This window comes from Rhizobium sp. 3T7 (assembly GCF_020166565.1).
In the GTDB taxonomy this organism is placed as follows: Bacteria; Pseudomonadota; Alphaproteobacteria; order Rhizobiales; family Rhizobiaceae; genus Rhizobium.
The window spans coordinates 65056-78310 of sequence record NZ_JAIQXS010000018.1; the positions used below are offsets into that span (position 1 = coordinate 65056).

14 protein-coding genes are annotated in these 13255 nt (G+C 58.3%); 12 read left to right on the forward strand and 2 right to left on the reverse strand.

The window, feature by feature from the left end; all coding sequences use genetic code 11:
- Nucleotides 1-24: 24 nt before the first annotated feature.
- The 5 genes from K9B32_RS21865 (at nt 25) to gyrB (ending at nt 5348) form a co-directional block, all read left to right on the forward strand.
- Entirely contained in the window at nt 25-726 is a 702-nt protein-coding gene (locus tag K9B32_RS21865; protein ID WP_224565940.1) for a Tim44/TimA family putative adaptor protein, read from the forward strand.
- The gene (locus K9B32_RS21870) at nt 723-1841 is read left to right on the forward strand and encodes a murein transglycosylase A (protein WP_224565942.1); all 1119 of its coding nucleotides are present in this window, start codon (nt 723-725) and stop codon (nt 1839-1841) included. Before K9B32_RS21865 ends, K9B32_RS21870 begins: the two co-directional genes overlap by 4 nt.
- Nucleotides 1841-2404, forward strand: a complete 564-nt coding sequence (locus K9B32_RS21875) for a Smr/MutS family protein (protein WP_224565944.1) — start codon at nt 1841-1843, stop codon at nt 2402-2404. The genes K9B32_RS21870 and K9B32_RS21875 overlap by 1 nt, the downstream gene beginning before the upstream one ends.
- On the forward strand, nt 2401-2778 hold the full coding sequence (locus tag K9B32_RS21880; protein WP_007798101.1) for a helix-turn-helix domain-containing protein: 378 nt from the start codon (nt 2401-2403) through the stop codon (nt 2776-2778). The genes K9B32_RS21875 and K9B32_RS21880 overlap by 4 nt, the downstream gene beginning before the upstream one ends.
- Before the next feature lie 134 nt (nt 2779-2912).
- Complete coding sequence (gene gyrB / locus K9B32_RS21885) at nt 2913-5348, forward strand: DNA topoisomerase (ATP-hydrolyzing) subunit B (protein ID WP_224565946.1); 2436 nt, start codon at nt 2913-2915, stop codon at nt 5346-5348.
- Nucleotides 5349-5417: 69 nt separating this feature from the next.
- On the opposite strand, the gene K9B32_RS21890 is transcribed toward gyrB, so the two are convergent.
- Together K9B32_RS21890 and K9B32_RS21895 are read right to left on the reverse strand one after the other, a co-directional pair.
- Nucleotides 5418-6011 carry a nitroreductase family protein gene (locus K9B32_RS21890; RefSeq protein WP_007798094.1) on the reverse strand — a complete coding sequence of 198 codons (594 nt, stop codon included), beginning with the start codon at nt 6009-6011 and terminating at the stop codon, nt 5418-5420.
- A 20-nt stretch (nt 6012-6031) separates the two neighbouring features.
- Nucleotides 6032-6328: a DUF2218 domain-containing protein gene (locus K9B32_RS21895; RefSeq protein ID WP_411969735.1), complete on the reverse strand. Its 297-nt coding sequence runs from the start codon at nt 6326-6328 to the stop codon at nt 6032-6034.
- 145 nt (nt 6329-6473) lie between these two features.
- Here K9B32_RS21895 and K9B32_RS21900 point away from each other — a divergent pair, with 145 nt between their 5' ends.
- The 7 genes from K9B32_RS21900 to trpB all read left to right on the forward strand — a co-directional run bounded on the left by K9B32_RS21900 (nt 6474) and on the right by trpB (nt 13253).
- On the forward strand, nt 6474-7427 hold the full coding sequence (locus tag K9B32_RS21900; protein WP_224565948.1) for a glutathione S-transferase family protein: 954 nt from the start codon (nt 6474-6476) through the stop codon (nt 7425-7427).
- A 95-nt stretch (nt 7428-7522) separates the two neighbouring features.
- Nucleotides 7523-8365 carry a fumarylacetoacetate hydrolase family protein gene (locus tag K9B32_RS21905; RefSeq protein WP_224565950.1) on the forward strand — a complete coding sequence of 281 codons (843 nt, stop codon included), beginning with the start codon at nt 7523-7525 and terminating at the stop codon, nt 8363-8365.
- Nucleotides 8366-8571: 206 nt separating this feature from the next.
- The gene (locus tag K9B32_RS21910; protein WP_224565952.1) at nt 8572-9849 is read left to right on the forward strand and encodes a polyhydroxyalkanoate depolymerase; all 1278 of its coding nucleotides are present in this window, start codon (nt 8572-8574) and stop codon (nt 9847-9849) included.
- Nucleotides 9850-9994: 145 nt separating this feature from the next.
- Nucleotides 9995-10429 (forward strand): DUF2852 domain-containing protein, encoded by a 435-nt coding sequence (locus K9B32_RS21915; RefSeq protein WP_007798075.1) that lies wholly within the window; start codon nt 9995-9997, stop codon nt 10427-10429.
- Between the two features lie 96 nt (nt 10430-10525).
- Nucleotides 10526-11287: a M48 family metallopeptidase gene (locus K9B32_RS21920; RefSeq protein ID WP_224565954.1), complete on the forward strand. Its 762-nt coding sequence runs from the start codon at nt 10526-10528 to the stop codon at nt 11285-11287.
- 74 nt (nt 11288-11361) lie between these two features.
- Nucleotides 11362-12030, forward strand: coding sequence for a phosphoribosylanthranilate isomerase (locus K9B32_RS21925; RefSeq protein ID WP_224565956.1), 669 nt, complete (start codon nt 11362-11364; stop codon nt 12028-12030).
- Nucleotides 12031-12032: 2 nt separating this feature from the next.
- Nucleotides 12033-13253 carry a tryptophan synthase subunit beta gene (gene trpB, locus K9B32_RS21930; RefSeq protein WP_224565958.1) on the forward strand — a complete coding sequence of 407 codons (1221 nt, stop codon included), beginning with the start codon at nt 12033-12035 and terminating at the stop codon, nt 13251-13253.
- The last annotated feature ends 2 nt before the right edge of the window (nt 13254-13255 follow it).

The following is a 13255-nucleotide window of genomic DNA, read 5'->3' on the forward strand; positions in this document are numbered from 1 at the left end:
TGTTAACAGCGGCTGCGGCGGGATATGGGATCAAACGACTTCATCACATTGTTTTTTCTAGTGGCGGCGGTGCTGATTTTTCTGCAGCTGCGCAGCGTCCTCGGTCGCCGTACGGGAAATGAGAAACCCCCGCGCGATCTCTATACGCCGCGCGATGCTGTGGGACCTGAGTCTCCGGACGCCGGAAAAGTGGTAACACTGCCGCGTCGTGATGCATCGACCGAAGAAGACGACCGCTTTGCGGCGATTGATGCCTTTGCCCCAGCCGGCACGGCGCTCAACGAATCGCTTCGCGAAATCAATAAGGCCGACGCCTCGTTCGATCCGAAGGAATTCGTGAACGGCGCCCGCATGGCCTACGAGATGATCGTGATGGCGTTTGCCGACGGTGATCGCAAGGCGCTGAAGAACCTATTGTCGCGCGAAGTCTATGACGGTTTCGACGCTGCCATCGCTGATCGCGAATCCAAGGGTGAGAAGGTGAAATCGACCTTTGTCGGTATCGACAAGGCGGAGATCACTAGCGCCGAGATCAAGGGCACGGAAGTTCAGATTACGGTTCGCATTGTCAGTCAGCTGATCTCGGCTACTTACGACAAGGCTGACAAGCTGATGGACGGCGATGCAGAGAATGTTGCTGAGATCAATGATCTCTGGACGTTTGCGCGCGATACCCGCTCGCGCGATCCGAACTGGAAACTCGTGGCCACCGAATCGGAAGCATGAGTGAAGACGCCTCGGGCTTTGCCCTCCAAGCAATAGGCTTCGATGATCTGGAAGGCTGGAAGGATGATGATCCCTCCGGCCTTTTTGAAGCGATGGAGGCATGCCGGCGGCAGATCAATGAGATTAAGCCATATCGGACTGGCTCACTGGGGCTTGCGGTGCAGGATCTCCTGCCGTTGCTTGAGGCAGCCCAGAGTGAGAAAATTTCATCGGCAGCCGATGCCCGGGCCTTTTTCCAGACCCGCTGTCGACCGTTCAGAATTCGCCCGACGGATGGCAGTCCGGGTTTCGTCACCGCCTTCTACGAGCCTGAGATTATGGTTTCAGCCGTAGCAAATGATGAATATCGCTTTCCCTTCTATCGCCGCCCCGATGATCTGATCGATCTTGACGAGGTCAATCGTCCGAAGTGTTTGCCCGATAGCTACGCCTTCGGCAAGCTGAGCGACGGCCGGATTGAAGCCTATCCGGATCGGCGCGCGATCGATGAGGGATGCCTCGCAGGAAGGGGACTGGAGATTGCTTGGGCAAAGTCAAAGGTCGACGTCTTCTTCGTCCATGTTCAAGGCGCCGCGCGCTTGCTCTACCCTGATGGCAGCATTGGACGTATTACCTATGCCGCGAAGGCGGGCCACCCTTTCTCGGCGATCGGCAAGTTACTCATCGAGCGTGGAGAAATCGAACGATCGGAGATTTCGATGCAGGCCATTCGGCGATGGCTGGACGCCCACCCCCACCAGGCCGATGAGGTTCTTTGGCACAATCGCTCCTACATTTTTTTCCGTGAGGTTCCGACAGCAGACCTGAACGCCGGCCCTGTTGCCGCGGCAAAAGTGCCGTTGATCGCCGGACGTTCGCTCGCCGTCGATCGGCTCATTCATACTTTCGGCTTTCCGTTTTTCGTTCGCTCGGAAAATCTTGTCCATCTCGATGATGGCAAGCCGTTCGCGCGGCTAATGCTAGCTCTCGATACCGGCTCTGCGATCGTCGGTCCGGCGAGGGGTGATATCTTTACCGGATCCGGCGATCGGGCGGGAGAGCTTGCCGGAACAGTACGCCATGACGCCGACTTCGCTATCCTGCTCCCCAACGCGGCTGCGGCGAGGTTCGCCTGATGGCACGAGACCGGAAACTCAATGCCGATGAAAGGATACTTTGGGGTAAGGTGGCGCGGAGCACACGGCCAATGCCTGGCAAAAAGGATGAGTTGGCCGAACTCGATGCGTTTCTGGCAGAGGCTGAAGTCGAAAAGGAAACGGCAGCAAGCGCGAAACAGACGTCCGCAGGTGTGGGCAGGGCGGCTACACCTGCGGCTCCCAAATCGCGATCCGGTGTTCACCACCCGCTTGAAAGACCCGTCAAACGCAAGATCGCCAAGGGCCAATTGCCGCTGGAGGCCCGTATCGACCTGCATGGGCTGGTCCAGAGTGAAGCCCACATACTGCTTCTCGAGTTTCTGATGCGAGCCCATGAACGGGGAATGAGGTATGTCCTCGTGATAACCGGCAAGGGCAGTTCGCTTGGCAGCGAAGGCGCTCTGAAGCGCGCCGTCCCGATGTGGTTCTCGAAGCCCGAGTTTCGGTATTTTATCTCTTCCTATGAAACGGCGGCCCAGCATCACGGGGGCGAGGGCGCTCTTTACATCAGGCTGTCGCGTCGCCATGGAGAGAGAGCATGACGCCGTTCGGCGAGGCGGTTCGCAAGCTGCGCGAGCGCAAGGGCGTCTCCCAGAAAGAGATGGCTGCGGCTCTCAATGTTTCTCCGGCCTACCTGTCGGCCCTCGAACATGGGCGGCGCGGCTTACCAACCTTCGATCTGCTCCAGCGGATCGCCGGTTACTTTAACATCATCTGGGACGAGGCAGAGGAACTCTTCCTTTTGGCCCGTTCTTCCGACCCCCGGGTAGTTGTCGATACGTCGGGTCTATCGGCCGAACACACTGCATTTGCGAACCTTCTGGCGGGTCGCATTCGGGATCTTGATCGTGCGACGCTCGGCGAACTGACGAACATTCTTAAAAGCGGCAGAAAAGCGGACGGAAAACGGTCATAATCCCCTGATTTATGGCCAGTTTGAGCGCGCCGGCATTGGGAACTGTGATCAAAAACCCTATATTCTGGCATGTAAAAGGCAGGTGATTCGCAAGTCTCGCCTCAGCCCCGACAACAGGGAAATTCTCGAAAAGTATGACCGATATACCCACGACGGAAAACGGCGTTAGCACCGAATATGGCGCAGACTCAATCAAGGTTCTGAAGGGCCTTGATGCAGTGCGCAAGCGCCCGGGTATGTATATCGGTGATACCGATGATGGCTCGGGTCTTCATCACATGGTCTACGAAGTCGTCGACAACGCGATCGACGAAGCGCTCGCAGGCCACGCCGATATCGTGACCGTAACGCTCAATCCTGATGGTTCGGTCACCGTCACCGACAACGGCCGCGGCATCCCGACGGACATTCATACCGGCGAGGGCGTGTCGGCGGCTGAAGTCATCATGACGCAGCTTCATGCCGGGGGTAAGTTCGATCAGAATTCCTACAAGGTTTCCGGTGGTCTTCACGGCGTTGGCGTTTCCGTTGTCAATGCGCTCTCCGTCTGGCTGAGGCTGAAGATCCGCCGTCAAGGCAAGATCCATGAGATGAGCTTCACCCATGGCGTAGCCGATGCGCCGCTGAAAGTGACCGGCGACGCTCGCGATGAGACTGGCACGGAAGTCAGCTTCATGCCGAGTTCCGAAACCTTCACGATGACCGAATTCGACTACGGCACGCTGGAACATCGTCTGCGCGAGCTCGCGTTCCTGAACTCGGGCGTCCGCATCCTCCTGAGCGACAAGCGTCATTCGGATATCAAGCAGGAAGAGATGATCTATGACGGTGGCCTGGAAGCCTTCGTCTCCTATCTCGACCGCGCCAAGAAACCGCTCGTCGACAAGCCGGTGGCAATCCGAGGCGAGAAGGATGGGATTACCGTCGAAGTCGCGATGTGGTGGAACGACAGCTACCACGAGAACGTCCTTTGCTTCACCAACAACATTCCGCAGCGCGATGGCGGTACGCATATGGCAGGCTTCCGCGCTGCGCTGACGCGCCAGATCACCTCCTATGCCGATACGTCGGGCATCACAAAGAAGGAAAAGGTGACGCTGACCGGTGACGATTGCCGCGAGGGCCTAACGGCCGTTCTTTCCGTCAAGGTACCGGACCCCAAGTTTTCGTCGCAGACCAAGGACAAGCTGGTTTCTTCGGAAGTTCGCCCCGTTGTCGAGAACCTCGTCAGCGAAGCGCTAAGCACTTGGTTGGAAGAGCACCCGACGGAAGCCAAGGTTTTGGTCGGCAAGGTGGTCGAAGCTGCCGCGGCGCGCGAAGCTGCCCGCAAGGCGCGTGAACTGACCCGCCGCAAAGGCGCTCTCGACATTGCTTCTCTGCCCGGCAAGCTCGCCGATTGCTCAGAGCGCGATCCATCCAAGTCTGAAGTCTTCCTTGTCGAGGGCGATTCGGCAGGTGGTTCGGCCAAGCAGGGCCGTTCGCGTGAAAACCAGGCGATCCTGCCCCTGCGCGGCAAGATCCTCAACGTCGAGCGCGCTCGCTTCGACAAGATGCTTTCAAGCCAGGAAATCGGCACGCTGATTACCGCCCTTGGCACCGGCATCGGCAAGGACGAGTTCAACGCTGAAAAGCTGCGCTACCACAAGATCATCATCATGACGGACGCTGACGTCGACGGCGCCCACATTCGAACGCTGTTGTTGACCTTCTTCTTCCGCCAGATGCCGGAATTGATCGAGCGTGGTCATCTCTATATCGCCCAGCCGCCGCTCTATAAGGTCTCGCGCGGCAAATCGATCCAGTACGTGAAGAACGAAAAGGCGCTCGAGGACTATCTGATCGGCCAAGGCCTGGACGATGCTGCCTTGAAGCTCGGCAGCGGCGAAGTGCGGACCGGCCAGGACCTTGGAGAAGTGATCGGTGATGCATTGCGCCTCCGTGCGCTGCTCGACAATCTGCACTCGCGCTACAATCGCGCTGCCGTCGAACAGGCAGCGATTGCCGGCGCTCTCAATGCGGAAGCTGTCAGCGACCGCTCAAGGGCAGAACAGCTCGCCGGTGAGGTTGCCCGGCGCCTTGATCTGATTGCTGAAGAAACCGAGCGGGGTTGGGAAGGCGGCCTGACGAGCGAAGGCGGGCTCAAGCTTGAGCGCATGGTGCGCGGCGTGAAGGAAGTCGTCGTGCTCGACATGGCGTTGATCGGTTCGCAGGACGCGCGGCTTCTCGATCAGCTGTCGGTTCGACTGAAGGAGATCTACCAAACACCGCCGTCACTCTCTCGACGCGACGGTGAGCTGGAAATTTCCGGCCCACGGGCGCTGCTGGATGCGATTTTTGCAAGCGGCCGCAAGGGTCTGACGATGCAGCGTTACAAGGGTCTCGGCGAAATGAATGCCGAACAGCTCTGGGAAACGACGCTCGATCCGAACGTTCGGTCGCTGCTGCAGGTCAAGGTCGCCGACGCGACTGATGCCGATGGCCTGTTCGCGCGCCTTATGGGTGACGAAGTCGAGCCTCGCCGGGAATTCATCCAGGACAATGCGCTGAGCGTTGCAAACCTCGACATCTAAGCGGAACTCGTTTCCCCTGCACGTTACATCCAAAGTCCCGCGCCGAAGCGCGGGGCTTTTGTTTGAATACTAGTTCGCGATGAACTTGCCTCGGAAGGCGATATCCGAAAGGGGCTTGCGCTGGCTCGGAACTTCCCGCTCTTGGTTACGCTCCGAAAGCACACTCTTGTCGGCAAGACGTCCCACCGCCACGCCTGCTTCGACCCGATAGCCTTCGGGAATAGCAAAGGTTTCCTGGATTTGCTCGTGTTTGATGCCGCCCATTCCGTGTGCGTAGAAGCCTGAGAGCCGGGCCTGCAGGGCGAGATAGCCCCACGCGGCTCCGGCGTCGAACGAGTGCGTGTAGCTCTTCCGTCCTTCGGAAAAATCTCCGCTGAACCCCCTCGAGACGACGTAGATCAGCGCCGAAGCGTTCTTCGCCCATTCCTGATTGGATTCGACGAGGAGATTGACGAATTTGTCCCAGTCCTCGGAACCCTTGAGCGCATAGATGAAGCGCCAGGGCTGTTGGTTGGCGGATGACGGTGCCCAATGCGCGGCGTCCAGAATTGTCAGGAGATCTGATTCATCGATCACTTCGCCGGTAAAGGCACGCGGCGACCACCGTTCCAGGAACAACGGATTGATCGGGCATTGGGATTCGCGATTATTGCTCTTTGTCATGGCTCTTCCGAGTGCGTTTGTCAGGTATTCCAGGTAATGTGCAGTTCTTCGCGGAAAGCAAATCGCTTCAAATGGTCGGCGACGACAGTTTCATATCGCTCAAGCTGTGACGGCTCGGCGACCGATAGCGTCACCTGAAGTGCATTGGCATCAGCCGCAAACGTCACCTCCGCCGTGTCGCTGAAGGGCACGCGGCCATGTTCCGCCGTGAACTCCACGGCGAACTTGTGGCTCCAGTGCTTACATAGTTGCTGAAGGTACTTGCTGGCGTGTGCGGTGGCGACTGTAGATGTTGAAACAGGCATATCAAGCTCCATCCGCCCTGTCTTAGGCCCCATCCAATCGACTTGGCAAGCGAGCTTTGCTCCGCAGACGGTGACAGTCTGTTTCAACAATAGTGGCCTCCCACGCGCGTAAGGGCACGCTAAGTTTGGCCAAAATCAGCAACCAGAGGAAAGCGTCTTGCTCGTAAACGGTAAGTGGACGGAAGATTGGCAGCCGGTACAGGCGAAGGACGAGAAGGGCGGCTTTGTTCGCCAGACGTCCAGCTTCCGCAATTGGGTAACGCGGGATGGTGCTGCAGGCCCGACGGGGAAAGCTGGGTTCAAGGCGGAAGCTGGTCGCTACCATCTTTACGTGGCCTACATCTGCCCGTGGGCGTCACGGACGCTGATCGGCCGAAAGCTTAAAGGGCTGGAGTCGGCCATCTCGGTTTCCATCGTTGAACCGGCGTTGACGAAGCAGGGCTGGCGCTTTGGCGCCTATCCCGGCGCCACGCAGGATCATATCCAGGGCGCAAGGTATATACACGAGATCTATACCAGCGCTGCGCCCGACTTTACCGGCCGCGCGACAGTGCCGGTGCTCTGGGACAAGCAATTGCAGACGATCGTCAACAACGAGTCAGCTGACATCCTGCGGATGATGAATGACGGTTTCGGCGATCTTGCTCGCAATCCGATCGATCTCTATCCCGCGGCTCGCCGTCCTGAGATCGATGCTTTCAACGAGCGGATCTATTCGAGGCTCAACAACGGCGTCTACCGTGCAGGCTTTGCCACCACGCAGCTCGCCTATGAAGAAGCGTTTGCCGGCGTGTTCGAGTGCCTCGACTGGGTGGAGAAAGAGCTTGGCGATCGGCCGTTCCTGTTTGCTGACCACCCAACCGAAAGCGACATTCGCATTTTTGTGACGCTGGTGCGTTTCGACACCGCCTATCACGGCTTGTTCAAATGCAATCTGAGGCGTCTTTCCGACTACGCCAATCTTGGCCGCTTCTGCCGGCGGATGCTCGACTGGCCGGGTGTCGTCGAAACGGTCAATTTCGACCATATCAAGCGCGGCTATTACTCAATCGAAAGCCTCAACCCGACGAGGATCGTGCCGGCGGGGCCTGATCTGGCAGAAATTTTCTGAAGCGGCGTACCGCTTCGGCAAAAAGCCATAATGACACCGGTGAATATCTCGTTCATAGGTGATCAACACTTCGATCTTGCTGAGGAGGAAATGTTATGAAGCTTATGCGTGTTGGAGAAGTTGGCCGGGAGAAGCCAGCCATGCTTGATTCCGATGGCAAGATCCGCGATCTTTCAGGCCACGTTTCGGACATTGGCGGCGATGCGATTTCTCCTGAAGGCCTGTCGAAGCTCCAGGCGCTGGACCCGAAAAGCCTGCCGGAACTCCTGCCTGGCCGCATTGGTGCCTGCGTTGCCGGTACCGGAAAGTTTATCTGCATCGGGCTAAATTTCTCCGACCATGCTGCTGAAACCGGGGCTACGGTCCCGCCGGAGCCTGTCATATTCATGAAGGCAACATCGGCAATCGTTGGGCCGAACGACAATGTCTTGATCCCTCGCGGCTCGGAAAAGACCGATTGGGAAGTGGAACTCGGCGTCGTCATCGGCAAGACGGCGAAGTATGTTAACGAAGCCGATGCGCTTGATTATGTTGCCGGCTACTGCGTTTCCCACGACGTCTCGGAGCGTGCCTTCCAGACGGAGCGTGCGGGCCAGTGGACCAAGGGCAAGTCTTGCGACACATTCGGTCCGATCGGCCCCTGGCTCGTGACCAAGGACGAGATTGCCGACCCCCAAAATCTCGGCATGTGGCTGAAAGTTAATGGCGAAACCATGCAGAACGGCTCGTCGAAAACGATGGTTTATGGTGTCGCCTTTGTGGTGTCTTACCTCAGCCAGTTCATGTCACTGCATCCGGGCGACGTAATTTCCACCGGTACGCCTCCGGGTGTCGGCATGGGCATGAAGCCGCCGCGTTTCCTCAAGGCTGGCGATGTGGTGGAGCTCGGTATCGAAGGCTTGGGCACGCAAAAGCAGACCTTCCTGGCCGATCGCTGAGCCCGATTTCGGGATCGTTAAGCATTCGAGCGCACCATCATGCCGGGGGTGATTTTCCCGGCATTTCTTTTTGCGGTGCGGATAGCAATGTTGCTGCGCAACAAAAACCTGTTAATCTGCGTTGAGGTGCCAGCACGTCGTTGGAATGAATCCGATGCCTTTTCAAGCGGCGTCGTCTTCCAGATTAGAGAAAGGTGGCGCATCTCATGTTTTACCAGCTTTACGAATTGAACCATGCCGCATTGGCGCCCTATCGTGCTTTTGCCGATATTATGCGCATGGTCTATGCCAATCCGCTCAATCCTATTTCCCAGACGCCCTGGGGGCGTACGATGGCGGCAAGTCTCGAAATGTTCGAGCGCACGACCCGCCGTTACGGCAAGCCGTCGTTTGATCTGAATGACACCGTCATTGGCGACCGAAAGGTTGCCGTGCGGGAAGAGGTCGTATGGTCGCGGGCTTTCTGCAATCTGCTTCATTTCGCACGCAACGTTCCAAGCGTTCATACGACCGATCCGCGCATTCTCATCGTTGCGCCGATGTCCGGCCACTATGCGACGCTGCTGCGCGGCACGGTCGAGGCGTTGCTGCCTAGCGCCGACATCTACATCACGGACTGGATCGATGCGCGAATGGTGCCCATGACGGAAGGCACCTTCGATTTCGATGACTACGTCGACTACGTCATCGAAATGCTCCGCTTCCTCGGCCCGGATACCCACGTGATTGCCGTCTGTCAGCCCTCGGTGCCTGTGTTGGCTGCAGCTGCGGTGATGGAGGCGGAAAACGATCCATTTTCGCCTTCCTCGATGACATTGATGGGTGGACCGATCGACACGCGCATCAACCCGACAGCCGTCAACCAGCTTGCCAAGGAACGGCCGCTGGAGTGGTTTGCCGACAATGTGATTATGAACGTGCCATGGCCGCAACCGGGTTTCATGCGCCCCGTCTATCCGGGATTCCTGCAGCTGTCCGGCTTCATGTCGATGAACCTCGATCGGCACGTGATCGCCCACAAGGAGTTCTTCATGCATCTCGTGAAGAACGACGGCGAGCCGGCCGAGAAGCACCGCGACTTTTATGACGAATATCTCGCTGTCATGGACTTGACGGCGGAGTTCTACCTTCAGACGGTTGACCAGGTGTTCAAAAAACATGCGTTGCCGAAGGGCGAGCTGCTCCACCGCGGCAAACTTGTCGATCCGGCCGCGATCCGCAATGTGGCGCTCCTCACCGTGGAAGGGGAAAACGATGATATTTCCGGCGTCGGCCAGACGAAGGCCGCCCAGACGATCTGCGTCAACATTCCCGAGAACATGCGCATGCACTACCTGCAGCCTGATGTCGGCCACTATGGCGTCTTCAACGGATCGCGCTTCCGCCGCGAAATCGCGCCGCGCATCGTCAACTTCGTGAAGGAACATGCACGGACGGGAAAGCCTGTGGTAAAGAGGGTTATCAAGGGCGGAAAGTCCGGCTGATTTAGGCGCATCTGAATTAGTGATTTCATTTCAAAGTGTTGTCCGATTTGAGCGCGGACTGCCTTGAAGCTGGCTGGGGGTGTAACCACATCGATTCCAGCGTTCGGCATCTCGCCGGGCGCGGAAAATGCGAGGACACCGCACGATGAACCAGTCAGCATTGCTTCGGCCGGATTGGACTCCGGCTACCATTGCCCTGATGATCCTCGGCTTCGTGGTTTTCTGGCCTTTGGGTCTCGCCATGCTCGCCTATATCATCTTTGGGGAGCGTTTGCGCGGTTTCAAGCGTGATGCAAACAGCACCGCCGATGGATTCTTCGCCGGCTGCCGACGTTCGCATGGCCGTTATCGCCCTCATTTCTCGACGGGCAATGTCGCCTTCGACGATTGGCGGAAGGCCGAGCTCGACCGGCTGGAAGAAGAGCGTCGCAAGCTTGATGAAATGCGCGAGGAATTCGATTCCTACGTGCGCGAACTGCGCCGCGCTAAGGATCAGGAAGAGTTCGACCGCTTCATGCGCGATCGCAAGAACGCCAAGCGCGACGACAACGGTCCGGTAGCAGAATACCAGACTCCGTGATCCCCAGGACTGTTCAGCACTGAAACTTTGAACCGGCATCCTCGATGCCGGCTTTTCTTTGCCCGCAATTCCAGCGAATCATGTAAAAAAATGCCCATGTTCCCGTTCCTCGCAAAGCCACGCCGTAGCGTTCGAAAACCCGCTCCGCCCGAGACGCGAACGCTTGAAGTGGCCGGCCGCCGGATGCCGCTGACAATCAAGCAGCATGAGCAGGCAACCCGCATCACCTTGCGCATCGAGCCAGGCGGACGAGCCCTGAAGATGACGATCCCGAGCGGGTTGGCGCAACGTGAAGTGAACGCCTTCCTCGACCGCCATCAGGGCTGGCTACTCACCAAACTTGCCAAATTCTCGAGCGACTGTGGCCTGCGGGACGGTGGCACCATTCTAGTTCGTGGCGCATCTCATCGCATTCACCACACCGGCAGCCTTCGCGGCCTGACGGAAGCGATCGTTGTTGATGGCAAGCCGGTGTTGAAGGTCAGCGGCATGCCTGAGCATCTCGGCCGCCGGATTGCCACGTTCCTGAAGAAGGAAGCGCGGGCCGATCTCGAGAGGCTGGCAACACTGCATGCCCGCTCGATCAATGCGCCGATCAGGTCGATCGCCGTGAAGGACACCCGCAGTCGATGGGGTTCCTGCTCGTCGGAGGGAAACCTGAGCTTTTCCTGGCGTATCATCATGGCGCCGCCGTCCGTCGTCGACTACCTGGCGGCCCATGAAGTCGCGCATCTCAAGGAGATGAATCATGGACCGCGCTTCTGGGCGCTCTGTCTAAAGCTCTGCCCGCACATGGAAGAGGCGAAGGCCTGGTTGAAGCGCCATGGCAGCCAGCTTCATGCCATCGATTTCGAGTGACGCAAGGCTTCTAAAATTCAGCTTTTGTCGCGATTTGGCTCGACTCCAAGCGCATTTCGTGTCACTTCGCTGCCATGAAACCGGATATCAAAATCTGCGGGCTGAAGACGGCTGAAACAATCGATCGCGCCCTCGCGCGGGGTGCCACGCATATCGGCTTCATCTTCTTTGAGAAGAGCCCTCGCTACGTGGAGCCCGACATTGCCGGCAAGCTTGCGGAGCCTGCCCGCGGCAAGGCCAAGATTGTTGCTGTCGTCGTCAATCCAAGCAACGACGATCTCGATGAAATCGTAGCGCTCCTTAGACCCGATATCCTGCAACTGCATGGCGACGAAAGCCCCGAGCGCGTTTTGACCATAAAGGCGGTCTACGGGCTACCCGTCATGAAGGCGTTTTCTGTGCGGACGGCCGATGATCTGAAGCGGGTCGAGGCCTATATCGGCATTGCCGATCGCTTCCTCTTCGATGCGAAGCCGCCGAAAGGATCGGATTTGCCCGGCGGCAACGGGGTTTCCTTCGATTGGAGCCTACTCACTCGGCTTGACGACAATGTGGATTACATGCTTTCCGGTGGCTTGAACAAAGGTAACATTGCCGAGGCGCTTGCAATTACGAAGGCGCCGGGGATCGACGTGTCCTCCGGTGTCGAAAGCGCACCCGGCGTCAAGAACGTCGCAATGATCGATGAGTTTTTCGATGCGGTCGAGAGGGCCAATCAACCCGAAACGGCCTCAGGGAGTTGAGAGTGAACCAGACGCCAAAACCGAATTCCTTCCGCTCCGGCCCTGATGAAGACGGCCGTTTCGGTATCTACGGCGGCCGTTTCGTCGCCGAGACGCTGATGCCTTTGATCCTCGACCTGCAGGACGAGTGGAACAGGGCGAAGAACGATCCGGAATTTCAGGCTGAATTGAAGCATCTCGGCGCTCACTATATCGGCCGACCGAGCCCCCTCTATTTCGCCGAGCGCCTGACGGCTGAACTCGGTGGCGCGAAGATCTACTTCAAGCGCGAGGAGCTGAACCACACCGGTTCGCACAAGATCAACAACTGCATCGGCCAGATCCTGCTTGCCAAGCGCATGGGCAAGACCCGTATCATCGCTGAAACCGGCGCCGGCCAGCATGGCGTTGCATCTGCGACCGTCGCCGCCCGCTTTGGTCTCCCCTGCGTCGTTTACATGGGCGCGACCGATGTCGAGCGCCAGGCGCCGAACGTGTTCCGCATGAAACTGCTCGGTGCCGAAGTGAAGCCCGTGACTGCCGGCCACGGCACGCTCAAGGACGCCATGAACGAGGCGCTGCGCGACTGGGTCACAAACGTCAACGACACTTACTACTTGATCGGCACGGCTGCCGGCCCGCATCCCTATCCGGAAATGGTCCGCGACTTTCAGGCCGTCATCGGCACCGAAGCCCGTGAACAAATCTTGGAAGCCGAAGGCCGTCTGCCGGATCTCGTCATCGCTGCCGTCGGCGGCGGTTCGAATGCGATCGGCATTTTCCATCCGTTCCTCGATGACGAGGGCGTCAAGATGGTCGGCGTGGAAGCCGGCGGCAAGGGCCTCAATGGCGACGAGCACTGTGCCTCGATCACCGCAGGTTCGCCGGGCGTCCTGCACGGCAACCGCACCTACCTGCTGCAAGATGGCGACGGCCAGATCAAGGAAGGCCATTCGATTTCCGCGGGTCTCGACTACCCCGGCATTGGGCCTGAGCATTCCTACCTGAACGACATCGGCCGCGTCGAATACGTGCCCATCATGGACCAGGAGGCGCTTGAAGCCTTCCAGACGCTCACACGCCTTGAAGGCATCATTCCGGCGCTAGAGCCGTCGCACGCTCTGGCCGAAGTCATCAAGCGCGCCCCGAAGATGGGCAAGGACGAGATCATCCTGATGAACCTCTCCGGCCGCGGCGACAAGGACATCTTCACTGTCGGCAAGATTCTGGGAATGGGTGAGTAAGT